Raw genomic sequence first — 22,126 nt, 5'->3', positions numbered from 1 at the left:
CAGGATTTGAGCGTATGATCTGCCCACTGATTCGCGAGGCTGCATGACGCCCACCCGACGCCCTTCGTTCGATCTGCTGTCGGCCGTGATGGCGTTCGGCGTGGTGGCGGCCATCGCCGCCCTGGCCTATCCGGCGTTTCGCGACAATCCCACCTCGGCGCCGGGACTGGTGCTGATCCTGACGGTGGGGATGATCGCGCTGATCGGTCTGTTCGGTTTCCGGCGCGCGGCGAACGCCAAGCCCAGCAGCGACGCGGCCATCGAGGTTTTGGAGGCCATGGCCGAGCCCGCCGCCCTGGTGTGGGATTCAGGCCAGATCCTGGCCTTCAACACCGCCTGGGCCGAGGCCAACGGCGCGACCGGCGCCCTGCCGCGCGGCAAGTCGGCCCAGGCCCTCTACATGGCCTTCGCCCAGGCGCGCAAAGGCGAGCCGGGCCGCGCCATCGTCATGATCGGCGCACGCGAGGTCGAGGTCGTGATCGGCCAGGCTGGCGAGGGACGGTTCCTGATGCGCGCTGCGCCCGACGCCGTCCTGCCCATCGCCTCGGCGCCCGTGCACGCTCCCGCTGCGGCGGCGACCGGAGAGGCCCGCGCGATGGCCGCCGGCGCGCCGTTCGGCTCGGCTGTCATCCAGGGCGACGACCTGTTTTCCGGCCGGGCGGAGGAGGCCAATCCGGCGCTGGGCGTGCTGACCGGGCCAGGCGCTGCGCGCGATGCGGCTTTCGGCGATCTGTTCGATCCGGGCGGCGTCGCCGAGGCGCGGCTGAAGCTGGCGGCCGGGTCGTCCGGTCCGATCGAGCTGATCGCGCGCGCCTATCCCGACAAGATGCTGCACCTGTATGTGGCGCCCGAGGGCGACAAGCGGCGGATCTGGCTGTTCGACGTGTCGGGCCAGAAGTCGATGGAGTTGCAGCTCAACCAGGCCCAGAAGATGCAGGCCGTGGGCCAGCTGGCCGGGGGCGTGGCGCACGATTTCAACAACCTGCTGACCGCGATCCAGCTTCAGCTGTCGGGCCTGCTGGAACGGCACCCGGTGGGCGATCCGTCCTATGAGGGGCTGAACGAGATCCGCCAGACGGCCATTCGCGCGGCCGATCTGGTTCGCAAGTTGCTGGCCTTCTCGCGCAAGTCGACCGTTCGCCGCGAGCGGCTGGACCTGGGCGAACTGGTGGGCGAGTTCGCCATCCTGCTGCGGCGTCTGCTGCGCGAGGACGTGCGGCTGGAGACCGACTACGGTCGCGACCTGCCGGTGGTGCTGGCCGACAAGTCCCAGCTGGAGACGGCGGTGATGAACTTAGCCGTCAACGCCCGCGACGCCATGCGCGGCGTGGTCGAGCCGGGCGCCGGCGTGGTCACCATCGCCACGCGCCGCCTGACGGGCGACGAGGCGCGGGCCCTGGGCTGGGTCGATGCCCCGACGGATGAGGTGGCCCTGATCGAGGTGTCGGACACCGGCCCCGGCGTGCCGCCCGAACTGGTGGACAAGATTTTCGAACCCTTCTTCACCACCAAGGCGGTGAACGAGGGCACGGGCATGGGCCTGGCCACCGTATACGGCATCGCCCAGCAGGCGGGCGGCCATATCACCGTCAGCAATATCGAGGGCCCAGACTCCAGAACCATGGGTGCGGCCTTCCGCATCTTCCTGCCGGCCGCCGGCGAGGCGGAACTGGCCGAGGTCCAGCCGGTCGAGGTCAAGATCAAGACGCCGCGCGACCTGTCGGGCGCGGGCCGCATCCTGTTCGTCGAGGACGAGGACGCCGTGCGCGGCATCGCCGCCCGCCTGCTGCGCCAGCGCGGCTATGAGGTGATCGAGGCCGCCGACGGCGAGGAGGCCCTGTTGCTGGCCGAGGAGCATGCGGGCCAGATCGACATGATGATCTCGGACGTCATCATGCCGGGGCTGGACGGGCCGTCGCTGCTGAAGAAGGCGCGGCAGTATCTGGGCGATGCGCCGGTGATGTTCATCTCGGGCTATGCCGAGAGCGACTTCTCGGACCTGTTGCAGGACGAGGTCGGGGTGTCCTTCCTGCCCAAGCCGCTGGACATCAAGACCCTGGCGGAGCGGGTGAAGCAGGAACTGCACGCGGGCTGAACGCCGCGGCAGGCACCGGTTTCAGGCGGCGCGGCGAAGTGCGGACGGCGCCTTCACATACAGGCCCCGGCGGCCGTTGACGGCGCGGAAGACGACGGTCTCGCCCTCCAGCTTCTCTTCGGCGCCCAGGAACAGGCAGCCGTCGTCGACCAGGCGCCGCTCCAGCCCGTCCAGCAGGCGGGCGCGTCGCGACGGCTCCATGTCTGACAGGACGTTGCGGCAGAAGATGACGTCGAACCGCGCGTCGTCGGTCGGCTCGTCCAGCAGGTTGGCGCGACCGAAGCGCACGGCGTCGGCCAGTTCGGCCTTGACGATCCACTGGTCGTCCATCGGTTCGAACCAGCGCAGCATGGTCTTGGCCGTCAGGCCGCGCTGAATCTCGAACCCTGTGTAGAGGCCCGAGCGGGCCTTTTCGATGGCGCGTTGCGACAGGTCGGTGGCGACCAGTTCGACCGGCACGCCCAGCTCCAGCCCGGTCATGGCGATGGACCAGGCCTCTTGCCCCGTTGAGCAGCCGGCGGACCAGACCTTGATCCGTCCGTCCGGACGCGCCTTGGACAGCGCCGGCAGCAGTTCGGCTTCCAGGATGCGGAAGGGGGTGCGGTCGCGGCGGAACCAGGTCTCGGCGTTCAGCAGGGCCTCGATCACCGACCAGGCCAGGGAGGCGACCGGATTGGCCCACAGGTTCGACAGCAGGGCCTCGACATTGGCGTAGCCCTCGCGCCGCGCGATCGGTCCCAGCCGGTGTTCGGCCAGGTGGATGCGATCCCGCGACAGCCGGTAGCCGGCGCGGGTGGCGAGAAGGGACTGCAGCTTGTCGAAGTCCTCTGGGGTCATGCGGCGATCGCTCCGACCTCCGTCAGCTTGGATTGCAGGATCTCGCCGTCGAAGGGCTTCATGACATAGTCGTCGGCGCCGGCGGCCAGAGCCTCGGCGATACGCTCGGGCCGGGTCTCGATCGTGCAGAACAGCACCTTAGGTCGCTTGCCGCCCGGCATGGCGCGCAGGCGACGCAGGAAGGTGATGCCGTCCATCACGGGCATGTTCCAGTCGACCAGCAGCACGTCGGGCATGGCGCCGGTGCAATAGGCCATGGCCTCGGAGCCGTCCGCCGCCTCGTCGACCTCATAGCCCAAGCCCTCGACGATGCGACGCGCAACCTTGCGGATGATGCGGCTGTCGTCGACGATCAGGCAGGTTCGGAAGTCCAAGATCGATCCCTCACAGACACGCGGCTTTCGCCGGAGGCGCATGGACCCTTTTTATCTCAGACGCCAGTTAATGAGTCGTTGGGAATTGGAAATCAGGCGGGCATTCGGGCGATCAGGGAGACCTTGCCGTCTTCAACCTTTACGCGTAAAGCGCCGCCGGCCTCGGTCACGGTCAGCCACAGCCAGTAGGGCTGGATCCATTGTCCGGCCAAGCCCTCGGTCAGGCGCTCGCCCGCCAGGCCGACAACGGCTTCGGGCTTCAGACGGGCGCGCGCGCCTTCGGCGAACCCTTCCAGATAGATCATGCTGTCCTCGACCCGAGACTGGATCACGGCGACGCCGCCCATCGGAAGGGCGCCCATGGTCAGATAGGCCAGATTGGTCAGGGCGCGGGCCTGGGGCTTGGTGAATTCGCCATCGCTGATGCGCCAGTCCATCGCGGCGCGGCCGCCCTGAACCATGCCGGACACCAGGCCTTCGATCTCGCGCGCCGTGAAACGCTCGCTAGTGGTGGCGGCGCCGAAGGCGACGCGGGCGAAATGCACCAGGGCGACCATCTTGCGCGCACTCTGCTCGATCAGGGCCAGGGCGTCGTCGCGCATGTCCTGAGCGGTCGGATCCTGCATCAGGTCCAGGCCGGAAACGATGGCGCCGGAGGGGCTGATGAAGTCATGGCACAGCTTGGCCGCGATGTAGGTCGCCAGCTCCGTTCCATCGACGGGAAGGTCCAGCGGAGCGGCGTCTGCGTCGTTGGTCGGGGTCATAGGTCTGGCGCGCTCAGGTCACAGTTCGTATCGCGCGCGAAGTTGGAGTGATTTGCTGGTTCATGGAACCGCCCGGATGGTCTATCGACCCGCCAATGACGACCTCCTCCTCTACCGCTCTCGCCCGCGACCTGAAGTCCGGTGCGCTTTCCCTGGCCATCGCCGAGATCGCGGAGGAGGCCGCACGGCTGATCCTGCCCTATTGGCGCGCGGGCACGGCGGTCGAGACCAAGTCCGACGACAGCCCGGTGACCCAGGCCGATCGCGCGGCCGAGGCCCTGATCCTGGAACGGCTGGCGGCCCTGTATCCCGGCGTCCAGACGGTGGCCGAAGAGGCGGCTTCGGCGAACGGCGTGCCCGAAAAGGCCGAAGACTGGTTCTGGCTGATCGATCCGCTGGACGGCACGCGTGGTTTCGTGCGCGGCGGCGAGGCGTTCACGGTCAACATCGCCCTGATCCACGGCCAGCATCCGGTGGCGGGCGTGGTGACGGCCCCCGCGACGGCGACGACCTGGCGCGCCGACAAGCCCGAGGGCGGCGCCTTCCGGCGTCAGTTCGGCGCGCTTCAGGCCGGCGAGGCCCATGCGGGCGAGGACTGGCGGCCGATCCGGGTGCGCGACCGTCCGCAGGAGGGCATGGCCCTGCTGAGCCACAGCGTCACCGACGAGGAGGCGACGCGCCTGGCGGCGCGCCACGGCTGCTCGCGCTGGCAAGGAACGGATTCGTCGCTGAAGTTCTGCCTGATCGCCGAGGGCCGGTTCGACGCCTATCCGCGTACCGGCCCGACCTCGGAATGGGACACCGCAGCGGGTCAGGCGGTTCTGGAGGCCGCCGGTGGACGTGTGCTGGCCGACGACGGCCAGCGGCTGTCCTACGGCAAGACCAAGTTCCTGAACGGCGCCTTCGTCGCCATGGGCGGTTGAGGGCCTAGCGTCTCGCGGTCGCCAGCAGGGCCTCGGCCCGCTCGGCCAGGGCCTCGACGCCCAGTTCGCGCGCCGTCATGGCGGCCTCGCCCAGGATCAGACCCAGATCGGTCGGGGCGTCGCCGCCCAGACGATGCCGCGCGAGCAGGATTTCCGCCATGCCGATCTGATCGGCGGCCCAGTCCAGCGGCGTCGCCGTCGCCATCCGCGCCCGCAGGCGCGCTTCCAGCGTCATCAGGGCGGTCAGGTCCTTGACCGCTTCGGCTAAGGCGACTTCGCGCGCGATGCGACGTTCGCGCACCAGGGCGCCGATGATCAGTTCGTGGCCCTGCGTCAGGGCCTCGGCCTGGGTCAGCAGCATCAGCGGCTGGGCGTCGTCGCCGACGCGCAGCACCTGAATCGCGGCCCAGTCCAGCGGGCTGTGGTCGGAGGTGAATTGATCGGCGGCGGCTTCGAACATGATCCGGCCCTGGGCGCGGGCTTCTTCATGACCAGCGATGGCGGCCAGCGCCGACAGGCCGGCGCCGCAAAGGGCCAGGGCGCGGGCGCGGGTCAGGGGGCGATGATCCGGCGAGGCGGCCTCGACCAGGGCGCCCAGATCGCGGCCGGCCTGATCCAGCAAACGCACGTCGCGCTGGACCACGCCCATCTCCAGTGACAGGGCGGCCCGATCCATCCGCAGGTCCATGTCGTGCGTATCGTCGCTGCGCACCGCTGCGTCCATCAGCACGGCGGCGTCGGACAGGCTGGCGACATCGCCGCTCAGCCGGGCGGTGCGGACCTTGAGCCGGGCGTGGAGTGCGGTCATGCCCGCCGTTATGCGTCGGCTACGCGGCCGACCGACAGCCGCCAGGGTGGCGAGGGCGCGGTCTAGCCGTGCGGGATCGCCGCACAGGTCGAAACGCAGCATCAGCACCGCCGCCTTGTCCATGGCGGCCAAGGCGACCTGATCCTCGCCCACGGCGGTGCGCGCCAGGCTGTCGGCGCAGCGTTCGGCGCGGTCCAGACTGTCGGACGCGCCGCCGCGCCGGGCATGTTCGCGCCAAAGGGCGCAGGCGCGGTGCTCGGTTTCGAAGGGCCGGGCGCAGGACACGCGGCCTGAATCGATCGTCTCGCGCCGCGCCTCGGCCTGCAACAGATCCACGCCGATCAGCTCGACCCAGCCCAGGTCTTCGCTCTCCCGCGCCTGGGCGAAGAGTCGTCGAAGATCGCGGCCGAATTCGAACATGCGCTTGACCTCAGTTATCCCGCTTCGGGACGCAGACTGCGTCTCTCGGGGCGTCCAATGCAAACGCAGCGCCGCGAAAGCGGTTCGGCTTGACCGTATCCCGGTTTTCGTCAGTCCAGGTTCGGCGTCTTCTGCTGACAGCGTTGCAGGGCGGCCCTGGCCTCTGGCGCATCGCCGTTCAGCGACCGCACGGCCGCGATGCGCGCGCGCGTCTGATCGCCCTCGGCGACCGTCGCCGGCTTGCCCGCCGCTGTCGCCGCCTGCATCGCCGCCAACGACCAGTAGAGGGCCGCATCGTACAGCCGCCGCCCCTGCGCGCTCTCGCCGCCTTCCAACTCAGACGCCGCCTGGGTCAGCCCGGCACAGCGCACGGCCTCGTCATAGGAGACCAGCCCCACGGACGGGGCAGCCTGCAGCATGAAGACAGCGCTGGAGAGGGCGAGAAGCGACGACATCCGGCGATCATGGCTCAGCCGCGTGACCAAAGGAAGTCGTTTGGCGCGCCGAAACTCAGCCCCGTTCCTTGGTCTTGGTGAAGGCGATCTTGGGGAAGCGTTCGCCGACGTAGCCGGTCTCCCAGCTCGACTTGGCCAGGAAGACAGGGGCCTGGTCGATGTCGCGGGCCATCTGGGGGCGGTATTTGCCGCTGAAGTCCTCGATGTCGGCGTCCGTGCCGCCCGAGGCTGGAGTGACCCAGCGGGCCTCGGCATACGGCGACGGTTCGAAGATGACGTCCAGGCCGTATTCTTCGCCCAGGCGGTCGGCCATGACCTCGAACTGCAGCTGGCCCACGGCGCCGACGATGAAGTCCGAGCCGATCTCGGGCCGGAACAGCTGGGTCACGCCCTCCTCGGCCAGGCCTTCCAGCGCCTTCTTCAGGTGTTTGGCCTTCAGCGGATCCTTGACCCGCACGCGTTGTAGGATTTCGGGCGCGAAGTTCGGCAGGCCAGCGAACCGCACCACGCCGCTCTCCGACAGGCTGTCGCCCACACGCAGCACGCCATGGTTCGGGATGCCGATCACATCGCCGGCGAAGGCGTCGTCGGCCAGTTCCCGGTCCGAGGCGAAGAACATGATCGGCGCATTGACCGACAGGGACTTGCCCGTGTTCTGCACCTTCAGCTTCATGCCGCGCTTGAAGGCGCCGCTTGCCATGCGGAACATGGCGATCCGGTCGCGGTGGTTGGGGTCCATGTTCGCCTGGACCTTGAAGACGAAGCCGGTGACCTCGTTCGCGCCCGGTTCGACTACCGTCTCGACGGGTGCCGGGGCGTTGCGGGTCTCGGGCGGCGACTCCTTCCTGGCCTTCATCGTCTTGGGCGCCGGGGCCCAATCGCCGATGGCCTTCAGCAGTTCGTCGATGCCGAAGTGGCGCAGGGCCGAACCCCACAGCACGGGTGTCATGTGGCCTTCCAGGAAGGCCTGACGGTCAAAGGCCGGATAGCCGCCCTCGACCAGTTCGACGGCCTCGGCGAGGTTGTCCTGCTCGCCGGCCTCGAAATACTGCGCCGCCTGGTCCAGCGGCAGGGCGTCGGGGTGATCTGGGTCTTCGGCCGAACCGGCGATCTTGCGGGTATAGGGCTGGAAACGGCCGGTCCCGACCTCGACCATGCCGCGCAGGCGATTTCCGCTCTCGGCCGGCCACCAGATCGGGGCCGGATCCAACTGCAGCCGGGACGCGATGTCGTCCAGCAGGGTCATCGGGTCCTGGGCCTCGCGGTCCAGCTTGTTGATGAAGGTGATGATCGGAATGTCGCGCAGGCGGCAGACCTCGAACAGTTTCAGCGTCTGCGGCTCGATCCCCTTGGCGGCGTCCAGCACCATGATGGCGCAGTCGGCGGCGGTCAGGGTGCGATAGGTGTCTTCGGAGAAGTCCTCGTGTCCCGGCGTGTCCAGCAGGTTGAACATCTTGCCGTCGTGCTCGAACGTCATGACCGAGGCGCTGACCGAAATCCCGCGCTCCTTCTCGATCTTCATCCAGTCCGAGCGGGTCCGCCGGTTCTCGCCCCGCGCCCGCACAGCGCCGGCCGCACGAATGGCGCCGCCGGCCAGCAGGATATGCTCGGTCAGGGTCGTCTTGCCCGCATCCGGGTGGGCGATGATGGCGAAGGTCCGGCGGCGAGCCGCTTCTTCAGGCAGGGTCAGAGAGGACATGGCGCGCGACTACCCCGCCACGCGCCGAAAGTCACTCGCTGGCGGTTTCGGGGGCGGATTCAGGCTCTGCGCCCGGCGGTGTTTCAGGCTCCGGCTCGCTGATCTGAGGGGCGTCGGCGTCCTCTGTGACCTCGGGCAGATCCTGACCCGCTTCGATGGCGGCGATCAGACGACTGGCGAAGGTCGAAGCGCTGCCGCCGTGTGGATTGTTGGCCAGCGGCTTCAGGATTGCGATCGCCTCTTCCTTCTCGCCGGTCTGCACCAAGGCGTTGGCGTAGGGAAAGCGCACCGCTGCGAGTTGAGGCGCCCTATCCAGCGCCAGTCCCAGCGTCAAAAGGTCGTTCTCATTTGGATAGCCGGGCTGGCTCTGACGCATCTGCGACAACAGCATCAGGGTGCGATAATCGTTCTGACCGGCGGCATAGGCGCGAGCCAGATAGTCGCGGGCCTGAATCCGCAGAGCCTGCGCCTGGGTGTCGTCGTCGGCCTCGCGCGCCTGCCTCAGCCGTTCCTGCGCCAGATACTGAAGCGCCTCGACGTGGTCAGGATCGATTTCCAGCAGTCGCTGCAGCGCTCGCTCCCCCGCCGGCTTGTCGCCGAAGTGCATTCCGGCGTGACCGGCGGCCATCAGAGCGAGCGGATCATCGCCGTGACGGGCCGCCAATCGGGCTACCTCTTGGCCCAGAGCGGCTCTGTTCTCATCGGGAACGCCGACCTTGAGCCTCTGATTGATGAGCAACAGGTCGTCGGCGGTCGATGATAGCTCCTCTACCGAGATTTCGGCGGTGGGAAACTGACCGCTGATCTTTGTGATGTTCAGCCGCTCGCGCGTGTAGCGCCGCAGGCTGGCGCGCAGTTGTTCCAGGGTCATCCCTGTCGCCTGCTGCATCGCCGTGAGAGAGTCGTCTCCGCCTGCAACGGCCGTCAGATAGGTTTGCAACTGCTGCTGTCGCTCAGGCGTGCTGTAGAACCAGTGGGTGAGCAGCCAGGCGATAGGATAGTAGGTTGCGCGCTGACTGGAGCTGCGGATTTCACCGGGACGTTTCGTCAGCAGAACGTCCAGCGGCAGCCAGCTTTCCGCCATGATCCAATAGGCGCGGTTCTGATTGTAGCCGCCGAGCACGACCTCCCGGTCGCGAACGTCGATGTCCGCCGTCGCGTAATATTCCGCGAAGCCTTCGACGAACCAGGCCGGATAGGAGCCGGGGAAATTTCCCAGCATGAAGTGGTGCGCATATTCGTGCATCAGGACTTCGTCGCCGGAAATGCCGTTTCCGTCGCCGCGAATGGCGACGGCGAATATGTCCTCTTCCGTAGGGAAATAGGTGCCGACGACATTCTCGCCGCTTTGCGGATGGACGCGCAGGAGCGCACTTCGGTTTCGCACCAGATAGATTGGAAGTTTTCTGGGCGGTTCCGTCGTTATGGCCACGCCTGACCGGAACTGCATGACCCGGTCGAAGATCTCCAGCTTCTGGACATAGTCTCTGAGCGCTCGCTCGCCGCCGTCGCTGTAGACGATGAAGCGTTCGCTTTCGGCCCGTAGCCAGTCGGCGCGCGCCGGTTGTGGCGCGGTCGCCAGCATGAACGCCCCCACCGCCGCAGCTGCGCAGGTCAAAAGCCTCGAAGTCATGGATCGCCCCTGAACATCCCTTGGACGCGAAGGTGCAACTTCGGCGCGCCGTCGTCCAGCGCGGCGCACAGGAAAAATAACCCCTCGCCATCAGGGGATATTGGAGTCATGCTCTCTTCTGGAGGAGACGATCAGGCCGTCAGAGTCCGACGCTCCCCTCCCGGATCGATCCGGGATCATAGGGAAAGGACAAAGACGATGGCTGTCATCCATCCTCAAGACCGTATCGCCCATACGCCGCGCGAGCATGCGCCCCTTCATCCGGCCCTGGGGCTGGCGGTCGGGTTCGGCTTTATCGTGGTCGTGGCGACGCTGGTCCACGTGGTGTTCAACGCGGTCTTCTGACTGCGTTTTGGGCCGCGATCAGGCGGCCAGGCGGTTCCAGACGGCGCGGTCGGCCGAGACGGCGTCGAGGCGACGGCCCTTGGCCTGAAGCTGATGCATGACCTGCTGCGGCAGGGCGCAAAAACGCGGCTCGACCAGGTCGGGGTTGCAGGCGACGGCCGGGGCGGCGAACAGGGCGGCGTTCACATCAGGGCTGCGCTGAGCGATCAGCCAGGCCAGGCGGCGCGCGCGCTCGGGATCGTTGCGGTGAAGCAGCGGATCCTCGGCGAACAGTTCGCAGCCGAGTTCGAGCACATAGTCGAACTCCAGCTTCTCGAACCGGCGCGTGTCGGCGGGCGTGGCCGGGCAGGCCTCGTCCAGGTCGAACACGACGTCGTTCAGAAGAAACAGCATGGGCGATACGCTCGACTGGCCGGACGCGAGTTCGTCCGTAAGCTCACAATAGGCGCCGCCGCTTGCGGTCCCGTTCACGGACGCGGTTAAGAGTTTCTGACCAGGCGCGGGGGTCGCACGGCCTGCCTTCGACGAAAAGCGACCGCCATGACGCGACGTGACCCTTGCGGAGCGGCGCGGGCTCGGCTTACCTGATCACGCATTGTTACAGGCCGGCGTCGCGCCGGGGAGAGGCCGACATGACGACCCATGAAGATCGCGCCGGGCTGAAGGTCGCGGGCGAGCTGATCGCCCTGATCGAGCAGGATGTGCTGCCGAGGCTGGGCCTGGATGCGGTGAGCTTCTGGGCCGGGGCGGCGACGATCTTCGAACGGTTCGCGCCGGAGAACCGGGCGCTGCTGGAACGACGCGACGCCTTGCAGGCCCAGATCGACGACTGGCATCGGGCGCGGCGGGGCCAGCCCTATGACGTGGGGGCCTCGGAGGCCTTCCTGAGAGAGATCGGCTATCTGGTCGAGGAGCCGGCGGCGTTTTCCATCGGCACCGAAGGCGTTGACGCCGAGATCGCACAGATGGCCGGGCCGCAGTTGGTCGTGCCGGTGCTGAACGCGCGTTTCCTGCTGAACGCCGCCAATGCGCGGTGGGGCAGCCTGTATGACGCCCTGTATGGCACGGACGCCCTGGGCGATCTGCCGGCCGGCGGCGGCTACGATCCGGCGCGCGGCGCGCGGGTGGTGGCGCGGGCCAAGGCCTTCCTGGACGAGGCGGCGCCGCTGGCCGAAGGGTCGCATGTGGATGTCGTCGGGTGGTCGGTGGTGGACGGCGCCCTGTCGCCGGCGCTGAAGGATGCGGGACAGTTCGTCGGCTTTACGGGCGATGCGGCGGCGCCGGCGTCGATCCTGCTGGCGCACAACGGCCTGCATATCGAACTGGTGATCGACCGCGGCCATCCGGTCGGGCGATGCGATGCGGCGGGTCTGGCGGACGTGGTGCTGGAATCGGCCCTGACGACCATCGTCGATCTGGAGGATTCCGTCGCCGCCGTGGATGCGGCGGACAAGGCCGAGGCCTATCGCAACTGGATGGGGCTGATGCGGGGCGACCTGTCGGCGACGTTTACGAAGGGCGGCGAGACCCTGACCCGCGCGCTGGAGCCGGATCGCCAGTGGACGGCGCCGGACGGATCGTCGGTGATCCTGAAGGGGCGCAGCCTGCTGTTCGTGCGCAACGTCGGCCACCTGATGACCACGCCGGCCATCCGTCTGGCCGACGGGTCGGATGCGCCCGAGGGCATCATGGATGCGATCGTGACCAGTTTGATCGCCCTTTATGACATCAAGGACCTGGGGTCGTTCGGCAACAGCGCGACCGGCTCGGTCTATATCGTCAAACCCAAGATGCACGGGCCGGACGAGGCGGCCTTCACCGACAAGCTGTTCGACGCGGTCGAGGACCTACTGGCCCTGCCGCGCCATGCGATCAAGGTCGGGGTGATGGACGAGGAAAGGCGGACTTCGGCCAATCTGGCGGCCTGCATCCAGGCGGTGAAGGACCGGATCGTCTTCATCAACACCGGCTTTTTGGACCGCACCGGCGACGAGATCCACACCGCCATGCAGGCCGGGCCGGTGGTGCGAAAGGCGGACATCAAGTCGAGCGACTGGATCACGGCCTATGAGGCCCGCAACGTCGCCATCGGCCTGAAATGCGGCCTGTCGGGCAGGGCGCAGATCGGCAAGGGTATGTGGGCGGCGCCGGATCGGATGGCCGACATGCTGGAGCAGAAGATCGCCCACCCCAGGACGGGCGCCAACACCGCCTGGACCCCGTCGCCGACGGCGGCGACCCTGCACGCGCTGCACTATCACGCGGTCGATGTCTTCGCGGTGCAGAAGGCGGTGGCGGAGCAGCCGACGCCGGGGCTGGAGGCCCTGCTGACCCCGCCCCTGGCGCCCGATCTGGCTAATGGCGTCAACTGGTCCGAGGACGAGGTGGCGGCCGAGCTGAACAACAACGCCCAGGGCATCCTCGGCTATGTGGTGCGCTGGATCGATCAGGGGGTTGGGTGTTCCAAGGTGCCGGACATCCATGACATCGGCCTGATGGAAGACCGAGCGACGCTGCGGATCAGTTCGCAGCATATCGCCAACTGGCTGCTGCACGGGGTGTGTACGGCCGATCAGGTCGAGGCCGCCTTCGCGCGCATGGCGGCCAAGGTCGATGGCCAGAATGCGGGCGATCCGCTGTATCGGCCGATGGCGACGAACCCCGAGGCCAGCCTGGCCTATCAGGCGGCGCGGGCGCTGGTGTTCGAGGGGGTGACGCAGCCGAACGGATATACCGAGCCGCTGCTGCATGCCTGGCGGTTGAAGGCGAAGGCCCGCTGAGCAAAATCCGTCACCCTCGGGCTTGTCCCGAGGGCCTACGGCTGATGCAGACGCGGGCTTTGGAGGCGGATCGAGATCGCCGATCCATGCCCTTACCGTGCGACGGATGGATGGGCCCTCGGGACAAGCCCGAGGGTGACGGGTCGTTTTAATCCGTCCGTGCGCTCGACGCTTCCGGCGCATCGGCTTCGTCGTCGGCCATGACATCGTCGGCGGCGTCGTTGGCGGTTTGGGCGCTACGTTGGGGTGCGACTGGGCGGGGCGGGGCGCCGACGCCATAACCGAGCCGCTTCAGGGCCTCGTCGCCCTCCAGGCCGAAGGCGCTGCGGATGCGCAGGTCGGTCTGGGGGAAGGGCACCTCCATGCCGGCGGCGTCCAGGGCGTCGGCGATCAGCCACGTATAGGCGGCGTGCATGGCGGCGGGGCGTTTGACCGCCTCGCGCGTCGGCCAGACCAGAAGCTCGAACGACAGGCCCTTGTCGCCGAAGGCCACCAGCCAGACCTGGCTCTTGCGGGCCTCGGTCTCGGGCAGGGTGAAGGGGCTGGCGCGGGCGGCGGCCAGAACCGCGTCGCGCACCTGGCCCCGGTCCGAGCCATAGGCGACCGAGAAGGGCACATGGATGCGGCGGGTGTCGCCCTTCAGCGTCCAGTTGGTCACCGGCTGTTCGATGAAGCGCGAGTTGGGCACCAGGACATTGACGTTGTCGTTGGTGCGGACGCGCGTGGCGCGCGGGCCGATCTCCATGATGGCGCCGCGAATGCCGATGTCCTCGATCTCGATATAGTCGCCGACCGACACCATCCGGTCGAAGATCAGGAACAGGCCGGAGACGAACTCCTTGACCACGCCCTGCAGGCCCAGACCCACGCCGATGCCCAGGGCGCCCGCGAAGACCGTCAGGGACGACAGGTTCAGGCCCGCCGCCGACAGGGCCGACATGACGCCCACGACGATGATGGCGTAACCCGCCAGCCGCTCCAGCAGATAGACGGCCTGGCGGCTGCGATCCGCCCGCTCGCGCAGGCGGCGCAGCGACCGCGTCACCAGCCAGTGGGCGGCGAAGGCGACCAGCAGGATCACCCCGGCGCTGGTCAGGCCGCCGATCGTCAGATTGGCCCCGGCGATCCGCACGACCTGCGACTGTTCGATGGCCGCGAGGTCCAATTGTTTGATCGGATTGGTCATTGGCTCCAGAGCGCTTGGCGAACGGTCAAGGTTCCACCCTCGCGCCCGAACCGGCCCAACGTCGAGGGGTCAGATGCTGAAATCCTCGGTCGAGAACCGGCCGTCCAGCCAGGCGACGATGCGTTCGGCCGCGTCTTCAGGCGACATGGTGGTGGTGTCCACGACGATTTCGGGGGCCTCGGGCGCTTCGTAGGGACTGTCTATGCCGGTGAAATTCTTCAGTTCGCCGGCGCGGGCCTTTTTATACAGGCCCTTGACGTCGCGCTGTTCGGCGACGGCCAGGGGGGTGTCGACATAGACCTCGACGAACTCGCCCGGCCCCTGCAGGTCGCGGGCCAGGCGGCGCTCGGCGCGGAAGGGGGAGATGAAGCTGACCAGGACGATCAGGCCGGCGTCCACCATCAGTTTCGACACCTCGGCGACGCGGCGGATGTTCTCGACCCGGTCTTCCTCGGTGAAGCCCAGGTCGCGGTTCAGGCCGTGGCGGACATTGTCGCCGTCCAGTAGATAGGTGTGGCGGCCATCGGCGTAGAGACGTTTCTCGACCAGGTCGGCGATGGTCGATTTACCCGCGCCCGACAGGCCGGTCAGCCAGACGACGCGGCCCCTCTGGTTCTTGATCGTGGCGCGCGCATCCTTGTCCACCGATAGCGCCTGCCAGTGGATGTTGTGGGCGCGGCGCAGGGCGAAGTTCAGCAGGCCCGCCCCGACCGTGCGGTTCGAGATCCGGTCGATCAGGATGAAACCGCCCAGATCCTTGTTCTCGACATAGGGGGCGAAGGCGACGGGGGCGTCCAGCGACAGGTTGCAGACGCCGATCTCGTTCAGCTCCAGCCGTTTCGCGGGCTGCTGCTCCAGGGTGTTGACGTTCACCTTGTGCTTGGGCTCGGTGATGGTCGCCCCGACCAGTTTGGCGCCGATCTTCAGCAAGTAGGGCCGGCCCGGCAGCAGGGGCTCGTCGTCCATCCAGACCACGGTGGCCTCGAACTGGTCGGCGGCCTCGGGCGGGGCGTCGGCGCTGGCCAGGACGTCGCCGCGCGAGACGTCGATCTCGTCGGTCAGGGTCAGGGTGATCGACTGACCGGCGACGGCCAAACCTAAGTCGCCGTCGGCGGTGACGATGCGGGCGACGGTCGAGGTCTTGCCCGACGGCAGGACGCGGACGGGATCGCCCGGACGCACGGTCCCTGCGGCGATCTGGCCGGAGAAGCCGCGGAAGTCGAGGTTGGGCCGGTTGACCCACTGCACCGGCAGGCGGAACGGATCGGCCTGGAGGTCGTCGCCGACCTCCAGCGTTTCCAGCAGGCTCATCAAAGGCGGGCCGGCGTACCAGGGCGAATGATTGCTGGCTTCAGTGATGTTGTCGCCGCGCAGGGCCGACATCGGGATGGCGTCGAAGGTCTGAAGCCCGATCTGGTCGGCGAAGGCGCGGAAGTCGGCGACGATTGCGTCGAACACATCCTGGGACCAGCCCATCAGGTCCATCTTGTTCACCGCCAGGATGACGTGGCGAATGCCCAGCAGGCTGACCAGATAGGCGTGGCGACGGGTCTGGGTCAGGACGCCCCGGCGCGCGTCGATCAGGATGACGGCGGCGTCGGCGGTCGAGGCGCCGGTGACCATGTTGCGGGTGTATTGCTCGTGGCCGGGCGTGTCGGCGACGATGAATTTGCGCTTTTCGGTCGAGAAGAAGCGATAGGCCACGTCGATGGTGATGCCCTGTTCGCGCTCGGCGGCGAGACCATCGACCAGCAGGGCGAAGTCGATGTCGCCGCCTTGCGTGCCGACCCGGCGGCTGTCGGCCTCCAGCGCCGCCATCTGATCCTCGAAGATCATCTTGGAATCATAGAGCAGCCGGCCGATCAGGGTGGACTTGCCGTCGTCCACGCTGCCGCAGGTGATGAAGCGCAGCAGGCTCTTGTGCTGGTGGGCGTCCAGATAGGCGTCGATGTCGCGGGCGATGAGGTCGGACTGGTGGGCCATCAGAAATAACCCTCCTGCTTCTTCTTCTCCATCGAGGCGGACTGGTCGTGGTCGATCATTCGGCCCTGGCGTTCCGAGGTGGTGGTCAGCAGCATTTCCTGAATGACCTCAGGCAGGGTCGCGGCCGTGCTCTCGACCGCCCCGGTCAGGGGGTAGCAGCCCAGTGTGCGGAACCGGACCGACTTCATCTGGGGCGTTTCGCCGGGGCGCAGCCGGAAGCGATCATCATCGACCATAATCAGGGCGCCGTCCCGCTCCACCACTGGCCGCTCAGCGGCCAGATAAAGCGGCACGATGGGGATCTGCTCCAGGTGGATATATTGCCAGACGTCCAGCTCGGTCCAGTTGGAGATGGGAAAGACGCGGATGCTTTCGCCGGGGCGTTTCCTGGTGTTGTAGAGCCGCCAGAGCTCGGGCCGCTGGTTCTTGGGATCCCAGCGGTGCTCGGCGGTGCGGAAGGAGAAGATCCGCTCCTTGGCGCGGGATTTCTCCTCGTCGCGGCGGGCGCCGCCGAAGGCCGCGTCGAAGCCGTGCAGCGACAGGGCCTTTTTCAGCCCCTCGGTCTTCCACAGGTCGGTGTGCAGTGCCGAGCCGTGATCAAACGGATTGATCCCGCGCGCGACGGCTTCCGGGTTTTGGTGGACCAGCAGTTCGACGCCTAGATCGGCGGCGGCCTGTTCGCGCATCGCGTACATGGCGCGGAATTTCCACGTCGTATCGACATGCAGCAAAGGGAAAGGCGGCCTGGACGGATAGAAGGCTTTCCGCGCCAGGTGCAACATCACGGCCGAATCCTTGCCGATCGAATACAGCATGACGGGTCGCTCGGCCTCGGCCGCCACCTCGCGCATGATGTGGATGCTCTCTGCCTCCAGGCGCTGAAGATGGGTCAGGCGATGGGCGGGCAGGGCGTTTCGGCTTTCGGTCAGAATGGCAGTGTCCACCAGCGGTGTCTCCGTCGAACGCCGACGTGACAACGCCAATGTGCAGCGTAAGACAAGCGAGGGATACTGCCACGGCCTGAGAGATTTCCCACCTCGCCGTCCACGCCGTCCGAAACAGGCGCTGCGACGTAAAGGAACCAGGGTCGCCAAGCGCGGCTTATGGCTTCAAACGGAAACGCTCATGTCCAGCATGAAATCCCTGATGGCCTCGGCCATCGCAGCTGTCGCCCTGGCCGGCTGCGTGACGGCGCCGTCCCCTTCCGAATATCGCGCGCCACAGCCGGCGAAACCGGTGGATGTCCAGCGCCTGTGGTCCGGGCGCTGGCACGAGATCGCGCGTCTGCCGGATCGGTTGACCGACGGCTGCGTCGCCGGCGCGTCGATCTATACGCCGGTCGAGGGCACGCGGGTCGATGTGCGCGACACCTGTCAGGTCGGCACGCCGCAGGGCAAGGAAAAGGCCATCGGCGGACGCGGAGAAATCCTCGATCCCGGCACGAACGCCAAGCTGAGGGTCAAGTATCTGGCCGGGTTCGTGACCTGGGATTACTGGGTGCTGGACCGTGCGGACGACTACAGCTGGTTCATCTCGGCCGATCCCACGTTCGAACGCCTGTTCATCTATACCCGCGACCTGCCGACCGAGGCCCAGGTGCGCAGCCTGACCGAACGGGCGCGCGGTCTGGGTTATGATGTCAGCCGGCTGGAGTTTCCGGCGCAACCCGCTCGGTAAGGGCCACGATCATGACCGCGACCTCCAAATCCCTGCTCGTCTCGACCGTGTTCGCGGCGACCTTGGGATTGGGGGCCTGTGCGGGCGGCCAGGCCTTGCCGACCGAGGCCGGTTTTGGCCCTAACCCGGAACTGCCCGCGCCGCGTCAGGGCCTGTTGCCGACGGTCAATATCGCGCCTGCGACAAGCTGGCCCCAGGGCGCGACGCCGGTCGCGGCGGCGGGGTTGCGGGTGCAGGCGTTCGCGACGGGGCTGGATCACCCGCGCTGGCTCTATCGCCTGCCCAACGGCGACATCCTGGTCGCCGAGTCGAACGCACCGCCTCCGCCGCAGGACAAGAAGGGCGGATTGCGGGGCTGGGTGATGGGCAAGGTCATGGCCAGGGCCGGCGCCGGCGTGCCCAGTCCCAACAGGATCGTCCTGCTGCGCGACGCCGACGGCGATGGGGTCGCGGAGACGAAGACGGACTTCCTGACCGGCCTGAACTCGCCCTTCGGAATGGCCCTGGTGGGGGAGCGCCTCTATGTGGCGAACGCCGATGCGGTGGTGGTCTTCCCCTATCGGACGGGCCAGACGCGGATCGACGCCGCCGCGATCGTGGTCGTGGACCTGCCCGCCGGTCGCAACCACCACTGGACCAAGAGCCTGGTCGCCAGCCGTGACGGCAGCCGTCTCTATGTCGGGGTCGGGTCCAACTCGAACGTCGGCGAGAACGGTCTGGACGAAGAGGTGGATCGCGCCGCCATTCTGGAGATCGACCCGGCGACGGGGACGCGACGGGTCTATGCCTCGGGCCTGCGCAATCCGGTGGGCATGGACTGGAACCCCCAGACCGGCAAACTGTGGGTGGCGGTCAACGAACGCGACGAGATCGGCGACGATCTGGTTCCCGACTATATGACCTCGGTGACGCCCGGCGCCTTCTATGGTTGGCCGTGGAGCTATTATGGTCAGCATGTCGATGTGCGGCCGCCCGCCAATCCGGCGATGGTCGCGCGGGCGATCCGGGCGGACTACGCCCTGGGCGCCCATACCGCCTCTCTGGGGCTGACGTTCGGCGAGGGGGCGACCCTGTTGCCGCCCGCCTTGCGGAACGGGGCTTTCGTCGGCCAGCACGGCTCGTGGAACCGCAGCGTGCGCAGCGGCTACAAGGTGATCTTCGTGCCGTTCGTGGACGGCCGCCCGGCCGGTCCGCCGCAGGATGTGCTGACCGGTTTTCTGAACGCCCAGGGTCAGGCGCAGGGACGGCCGGTTGGGGTCCAGATCGACCGGCTGGGCGCGCTGCTGGTCGCCGACGACGTGGGCGATGTGATCTGGCGCGTGACCGGTGCTTGAGGCGGACATAAAAAAAGCCCCGGTCGAAACCGGGGCTTTCTTCTATTTGACCGCGATCAGTTCAGCGGTTGGACCGTGATCGCCGGTGCGGCGGGTGTGGTCACGACCGGAGCCGGGGTCGAAGCCGCTACGGGAGCGGTGTTCAACTGGCTGGTGCTCGCCGCCGGAACAGACGGGGCGGCATAGGGCTGAGGACCGGTCGGCGCGGCCGGCGTCTCGACGCGTGCGGCAGCCGGGCGTTCAGCAGCCGGTGCTGCGCGACGGGCGACCGGCTCGGCGCGCGGCTCGGCACGACGGGCGACCGGAGCGGGCGCAACCGGCGTCGGCGTGGCGGTCGGAGCCGGAGCGGTCTCCATCGGCGCGGCCGGCATGACGGGCGTCTCGGCGGCGGTCATCGCGGCGGGCGCGGTCGGCATCGCCGGGACCGCAGCCTCGGTGGACGCAGCGGGCGCGGCCTGTTCGCCGCCGCCCATCACCATGGCGGCGCCGCTGCCCAGCAGCACGACGGCGCCGATCGGGGCCAGGATCATCCAGGTCTTCACCGACTTCTTGGCCTTGGTGTTGCGGGCGTAGCGCGGCACGAAGGTCTCTTCGGTGCGGGCTTCGGTATTGGCGTTGGCGTAGGTCATCGACATTGTTTCTGTCCTCCATAACGTTGATCAACCAACCCGCCGTCTCGCAACGTCGTTCCGCCGCCTGCGCAAAAGCCCCGAAGAAACACCGTTCCTGCCTGGAATGAGGCGACAACCGCGCCCTTTGCGGCCGGATCAGCGGGGAATGCGGCAATAAAAAGCAGGCGCCGCCTCTGGATTTCCCCCGCGTCAACAGAACAAATGGGTCACGGCTGACGCCAATCCGTCGGGCTCGCGAGGGATCGCGGACGGCGCGGTTGACCCGACGCCCCCCCTTCGTCCATCACCGGACAGGGTGGAACACGCATTGACCGGAGACACGGCGCGCATGGGTTTTGTAGCGAATATCCGTCGGGACGTCCGGTTCGCTCGCGGCCTGTTCCGCCTGCTCAAGCGCATCAAGCCGATCGAGCTGGACAGCGATGTCCTGCTCTGTGACGACTTCGAAGAGGCGGTGGACAAGTTCGCCGACAACATCGCCATCGACGACGGTCAGCGCACCCTGACCTATCGCGACCTGGACGCCATGGCCAACCGCTTCGCCCACTGGGCCAAGAACCGGGGCCTGCGTCGCAGCGACACCATCGCCCTGATGATGACCAACCGGATCGAATATCTGGCGGCCTGGATCGGCTTCTCCAAGGTCGGCATCGCCACGGCTTTGATCAACACCAATCTGGGCGGGCAGGGGCTGGCCCACTGTCTGGCCATCTCGAAGGCGTTCAACGTCGTCGCCGACGAGGATTGCTGGCGTCAGATCGAGGAGGCGCGGCCTCTGGTCGATCACAATCTGGCGCTCTGGGTGCTGGGCCTGCCCGACGACCTGGAGACCAGCGACCGTCGCGGCCTGGACAAACCCGTGCGCGGCGGCTCGTCGGTGCGGCCGTCCAAGTCGGCGCGCGAGGGTCTGACCAACCGTGACACCGCGCTTTATATCTATACGTCGGGCACGACCGGCCTGCCCAAGGCGGCGCGCATCCCGCATTCGCGCGCCCGCACCTATATGCGCGCCTTCGCCGGCGCCACGCGTTCGACGCCCGAGGACCGGATCTTCAACGTCCTGCCGCTGTATCACTCGACCGGCGGTCTGGTCGGGGTAGGCGCGGCCCTGCTGAACGGCGCGCGGCTGGTGATCCGCAAGAAGTTCTCGGCCAGCACCTTCTGGCCCGACGTGCGGTCGTCGGGGGCGACCATGTTCGTCTATATCGGCGAGCTGTGCCGTTATCTGGTCAACTGTCCGCCGCACGAGGACGAGACCAAGCACAAGCTGCGGCTGGCGTTCGGCAACGGCCTGCGCGCCGACGTTTGGCCCGACTTCCAGAGCCGGTTCCGCATCCCCGAGGTGCTGGAGTTCTATGGCTCGACCGAGGGCAATGTCTCGCTGTTCAACTTCGACGGCAAACAGGGCTCCATCGGCCGGGTGCCCGGTTTCCTGAAGTCGCAGATCAACATCCGGCTGGTCCAGTTCGACGTCGAGACCGAACAGCCCATTCGAGGCCCTGATGGCCTGTGCCGTCTGGCGCGGGTCGGCGAGGTGGGCGAGGCCATCGGCCTGATCGGCAACGACATCCGCCACGACTTCTCGGGCTATGCCGACAAGGCGGCGTCGCAGAAGAAGATCCTGACCGACGTGTTCAAGAAGGGCGACCGCTGGTTCCGCACCGGCGACCTGATGAAACAGGACGCGGAGGGCTATTTCTACTTCGTGGACCGGATGGGCGACACCTTCCGCTGGAAGGGCGAGAACGTCTCGACGTCCGAGGTCGAGCAGGTGCTGATGGATGCGCCGGGCGTGACCGAGGCCATCGTCTATGGCGTGCCGGTGCCGGCCCAGGACGGCAAGGCGGGGATGGCGGCCTTGGTGGTCGAGGGCAAGTTCGACGCCCAGGCCTTCTCCGACCATGTCGAGGCCAAGCTGCCCGCCTATGCCCAGCCGGTGTTCCTGCGCCTGATCAAGTCGGCGGAAACGACCGGCACGTTCAAGTACCGGAAGGCCGATCTGGTCGCGGACGGCTTCGATCCCGAAAAGACCGGGACGGCGCTTTACGTGCGCGGCGGCAAGACCGGGTATCAAAAGCTGACGGCGGCGGCGCGCACCGCGATCCTGAACGGCGAAGGTCGCATCTGAGGTCAGGAGACGGCGTTCGCGAAACGCCGTCTTAATGATTAACTGACATTGTA

General features: G+C 67.4%; 19 protein-coding genes. 7 read left to right on the top strand and 12 right to left on the bottom strand.

The features are described 5' to 3' along the window. Positions 1 to 43 precede the first annotated feature (43 nt). Complete coding sequence (gene cckA / locus ACP69V_RS14175; RefSeq protein WP_426024435.1) at positions 44 to 2,095, top strand: cell cycle histidine kinase CckA; 2,052 nt, start codon at positions 44 to 46, stop codon at positions 2,093 to 2,095. 21 nt (positions 2,096 to 2,116) lie between these two features. On the opposite strand, the gene ACP69V_RS14170 is transcribed toward cckA, so the two are convergent. The 3 genes from ACP69V_RS14170 to chpT all read right to left on the bottom strand — a co-directional run bounded on the left by ACP69V_RS14170 (position 2,117) and on the right by chpT (position 4,070). After that, entirely contained in the window at positions 2,117 to 2,932 is an 816-nt protein-coding gene (locus tag ACP69V_RS14170; protein ID WP_426024434.1) for a CheR family methyltransferase, read from the bottom strand. Then, entirely contained in the window at positions 2,929 to 3,306 is a 378-nt protein-coding gene (locus ACP69V_RS14165) for a response regulator (protein WP_346494480.1), read from the bottom strand. Before ACP69V_RS14165 ends, ACP69V_RS14170 begins: the two co-directional genes overlap by 4 nt. Before the next feature lie 92 nt (positions 3,307 to 3,398). Further along, entirely contained in the window at positions 3,399 to 4,070 is a 672-nt protein-coding gene (gene chpT, locus ACP69V_RS14160) for a histidine phosphotransferase ChpT (protein ID WP_426024433.1), read from the bottom strand. Positions 4,071 to 4,165: 95 nt separating this feature from the next. Between chpT and cysQ the strand changes: the two genes are divergently transcribed. Next, the gene (gene cysQ, locus ACP69V_RS14155; RefSeq protein ID WP_426024432.1) at positions 4,166 to 4,993 is read left to right on the top strand and encodes a 3'(2'),5'-bisphosphate nucleotidase CysQ; all 828 of its coding nucleotides are present in this window, start codon (positions 4,166 to 4,168) and stop codon (positions 4,991 to 4,993) included. 4 nt (positions 4,994 to 4,997) lie between these two features. Here cysQ and ACP69V_RS14150 read toward each other — a convergent pair whose 3' ends face one another. The 4 genes from ACP69V_RS14150 to ACP69V_RS14135 form a co-directional block, all read right to left on the bottom strand. Beyond that, positions 4,998 to 6,221 carry a hypothetical protein gene (locus ACP69V_RS14150; protein ID WP_426024431.1) on the bottom strand — a complete coding sequence of 408 codons (1,224 nt, stop codon included), beginning with the start codon at positions 6,219 to 6,221 and terminating at the stop codon, positions 4,998 to 5,000. Positions 6,222 to 6,331: 110 nt separating this feature from the next. Continuing rightward, complete coding sequence (locus ACP69V_RS14145) at positions 6,332 to 6,676, bottom strand: hypothetical protein (RefSeq protein ID WP_426024430.1); 345 nt, start codon at positions 6,674 to 6,676, stop codon at positions 6,332 to 6,334. 55 nt (positions 6,677 to 6,731) lie between these two features. Next, complete coding sequence (locus ACP69V_RS14140) at positions 6,732 to 8,375, bottom strand: peptide chain release factor 3 (RefSeq protein ID WP_426024429.1); 1,644 nt, start codon at positions 8,373 to 8,375, stop codon at positions 6,732 to 6,734. A gap of 31 nt (positions 8,376 to 8,406) precedes the next feature. Continuing rightward, complete coding sequence (locus tag ACP69V_RS14135) at positions 8,407 to 10,008, bottom strand: tetratricopeptide repeat protein (RefSeq protein WP_426024428.1); 1,602 nt, start codon at positions 10,006 to 10,008, stop codon at positions 8,407 to 8,409. Between the two features lie 198 nt (positions 10,009 to 10,206). Between ACP69V_RS14135 and ACP69V_RS14130 the strand changes: the two genes are divergently transcribed. Then, positions 10,207 to 10,353, top strand: coding sequence for a hypothetical protein (locus ACP69V_RS14130; RefSeq protein ID WP_425981971.1), 147 nt, complete (start codon positions 10,207 to 10,209; stop codon positions 10,351 to 10,353). Positions 10,354 to 10,371: 18 nt separating this feature from the next. Here ACP69V_RS14130 and ACP69V_RS14125 read toward each other — a convergent pair whose 3' ends face one another. Continuing rightward, positions 10,372 to 10,746 carry a hypothetical protein gene (locus tag ACP69V_RS14125; protein WP_346494473.1) on the bottom strand — a complete coding sequence of 125 codons (375 nt, stop codon included), beginning with the start codon at positions 10,744 to 10,746 and terminating at the stop codon, positions 10,372 to 10,374. A gap of 239 nt (positions 10,747 to 10,985) precedes the next feature. On the opposite strand from ACP69V_RS14125, the gene ACP69V_RS14120 reads away from it, so the two are divergent. Beyond that, positions 10,986 to 13,133 carry a malate synthase G gene (locus tag ACP69V_RS14120; protein WP_426024427.1) on the top strand — a complete coding sequence of 716 codons (2,148 nt, stop codon included), beginning with the start codon at positions 10,986 to 10,988 and terminating at the stop codon, positions 13,131 to 13,133. Positions 13,134 to 13,281: 148 nt separating this feature from the next. Here ACP69V_RS14120 and ACP69V_RS14115 read toward each other — a convergent pair whose 3' ends face one another. From ACP69V_RS14115 to cysD, 3 genes are all read right to left on the bottom strand, one after another. Then, the gene (locus tag ACP69V_RS14115) at positions 13,282 to 14,319 is read right to left on the bottom strand and encodes a mechanosensitive ion channel family protein (protein ID WP_426024426.1); all 1,038 of its coding nucleotides are present in this window, start codon (positions 14,317 to 14,319) and stop codon (positions 13,282 to 13,284) included. A gap of 69 nt (positions 14,320 to 14,388) precedes the next feature. After that, positions 14,389 to 16,302 (bottom strand): sulfate adenylyltransferase subunit CysN, encoded by a 1,914-nt coding sequence (gene cysN / locus ACP69V_RS14110; RefSeq protein ID WP_426024425.1) that lies wholly within the window; start codon positions 16,300 to 16,302, stop codon positions 14,389 to 14,391. Continuing rightward, the gene (cysD, locus tag ACP69V_RS14105; protein WP_426024714.1) at positions 16,302 to 17,249 is read right to left on the bottom strand and encodes a sulfate adenylyltransferase subunit CysD; all 948 of its coding nucleotides are present in this window, start codon (positions 17,247 to 17,249) and stop codon (positions 16,302 to 16,304) included. Before cysD ends, cysN begins: the two co-directional genes overlap by 1 nt. Before the next feature lie 178 nt (positions 17,250 to 17,427). Between cysD and ACP69V_RS14100 the strand changes: the two genes are divergently transcribed. Continuing rightward, the gene (locus tag ACP69V_RS14100; protein ID WP_426024424.1) at positions 17,428 to 17,979 is read left to right on the top strand and encodes a lipocalin family protein; all 552 of its coding nucleotides are present in this window, start codon (positions 17,428 to 17,430) and stop codon (positions 17,977 to 17,979) included. 11 nt (positions 17,980 to 17,990) lie between these two features. Then, positions 17,991 to 19,313: a PQQ-dependent sugar dehydrogenase gene (locus tag ACP69V_RS14095; RefSeq protein WP_426024423.1), complete on the top strand. Its 1,323-nt coding sequence runs from the start codon at positions 17,991 to 17,993 to the stop codon at positions 19,311 to 19,313. A gap of 56 nt (positions 19,314 to 19,369) precedes the next feature. On the opposite strand, the gene ACP69V_RS14090 is transcribed toward ACP69V_RS14095, so the two are convergent. Continuing rightward, a complete protein-coding gene (locus ACP69V_RS14090) occupies positions 19,370 to 19,948 on the bottom strand; it encodes a hypothetical protein (protein ID WP_426024422.1) in 579 nt (192 codons plus the stop codon). Between the two features lie 325 nt (positions 19,949 to 20,273). Here ACP69V_RS14090 and ACP69V_RS14085 point away from each other — a divergent pair, with 325 nt between their 5' ends. Then, positions 20,274 to 22,073, top strand: a complete 1,800-nt coding sequence (locus ACP69V_RS14085) for a long-chain-acyl-CoA synthetase (RefSeq protein ID WP_346494466.1) — start codon at positions 20,274 to 20,276, stop codon at positions 22,071 to 22,073. Positions 22,074 to 22,126 lie beyond the last annotated feature (53 nt).

The sequence above is a fragment of the Brevundimonas sp. PWP3-1b1 genome (assembly GCF_049896065.1).
Classification (GTDB): domain Bacteria; phylum Pseudomonadota; class Alphaproteobacteria; order Caulobacterales; family Caulobacteraceae; genus Brevundimonas; species Brevundimonas intermedia_B.
Note: the sequence above shows the minus strand (reverse complement) of the source record. Positions and strands in the feature narration are given on the sequence as shown.

What these genes read in the sequence shown, in the direction of transcription:
- ACP69V_RS14115 (WP_426024426.1), bottom strand. Translation starts at nt 14,319, where the DNA reads ATGACCAATCCGATCAAACAATTGGACCTCGCGGCCATCGAACAGTCG.
- ACP69V_RS14125 (WP_346494473.1), bottom strand. Translation starts at nt 10,746, where the DNA reads ATGCTGTTTCTTCTGAACGACGTCGTGTTCGACCTGGACGAGGCCTGC.
- ACP69V_RS14150 (WP_426024431.1), bottom strand. Translation starts at nt 6,221, where the DNA reads ATGTTCGAATTCGGCCGCGATCTTCGACGACTCTTCGCCCAGGCGCGG.
- ACP69V_RS14130 (WP_425981971.1), top strand. Translation starts at nt 10,207, where the DNA reads ATGGCTGTCATCCATCCTCAAGACCGTATCGCCCATACGCCGCGCGAG.
- cckA (WP_426024435.1), top strand. Translation starts at nt 44, where the DNA reads ATGACGCCCACCCGACGCCCTTCGTTCGATCTGCTGTCGGCCGTGATG.
- chpT (WP_426024433.1), bottom strand. Translation starts at nt 4,070, where the DNA reads ATGACCCCGACCAACGACGCAGACGCCGCTCCGCTGGACCTTCCCGTC.
- ACP69V_RS14095 (WP_426024423.1), top strand. Translation starts at nt 17,991, where the DNA reads ATGACCGCGACCTCCAAATCCCTGCTCGTCTCGACCGTGTTCGCGGCG.
- ACP69V_RS14085 (WP_346494466.1), top strand. Translation starts at nt 20,274, where the DNA reads ATGGGTTTTGTAGCGAATATCCGTCGGGACGTCCGGTTCGCTCGCGGC.
- ACP69V_RS14170 (WP_426024434.1), bottom strand. Translation starts at nt 2,932, where the DNA reads ATGACCCCAGAGGACTTCGACAAGCTGCAGTCCCTTCTCGCCACCCGC.
- cysN (WP_426024425.1), bottom strand. Translation starts at nt 16,302, where the DNA reads ATGGCCCACCAGTCCGACCTCATCGCCCGCGACATCGACGCCTATCTG.
- ACP69V_RS14135 (WP_426024428.1), bottom strand. Translation starts at nt 10,008, where the DNA reads ATGACTTCGAGGCTTTTGACCTGCGCAGCTGCGGCGGTGGGGGCGTTC.
- ACP69V_RS14120 (WP_426024427.1), top strand. Translation starts at nt 10,986, where the DNA reads ATGACGACCCATGAAGATCGCGCCGGGCTGAAGGTCGCGGGCGAGCTG.
- ACP69V_RS14100 (WP_426024424.1), top strand. Translation starts at nt 17,428, where the DNA reads ATGTCCAGCATGAAATCCCTGATGGCCTCGGCCATCGCAGCTGTCGCC.
- ACP69V_RS14090 (WP_426024422.1), bottom strand. Translation starts at nt 19,948, where the DNA reads ATGTCGATGACCTACGCCAACGCCAATACCGAAGCCCGCACCGAAGAG.
- ACP69V_RS14140 (WP_426024429.1), bottom strand. Translation starts at nt 8,375, where the DNA reads ATGTCCTCTCTGACCCTGCCTGAAGAAGCGGCTCGCCGCCGGACCTTC.
- ACP69V_RS14145 (WP_426024430.1), bottom strand. Translation starts at nt 6,676, where the DNA reads ATGTCGTCGCTTCTCGCCCTCTCCAGCGCTGTCTTCATGCTGCAGGCT.
- cysQ (WP_426024432.1), top strand. Translation starts at nt 4,166, where the DNA reads ATGACGACCTCCTCCTCTACCGCTCTCGCCCGCGACCTGAAGTCCGGT.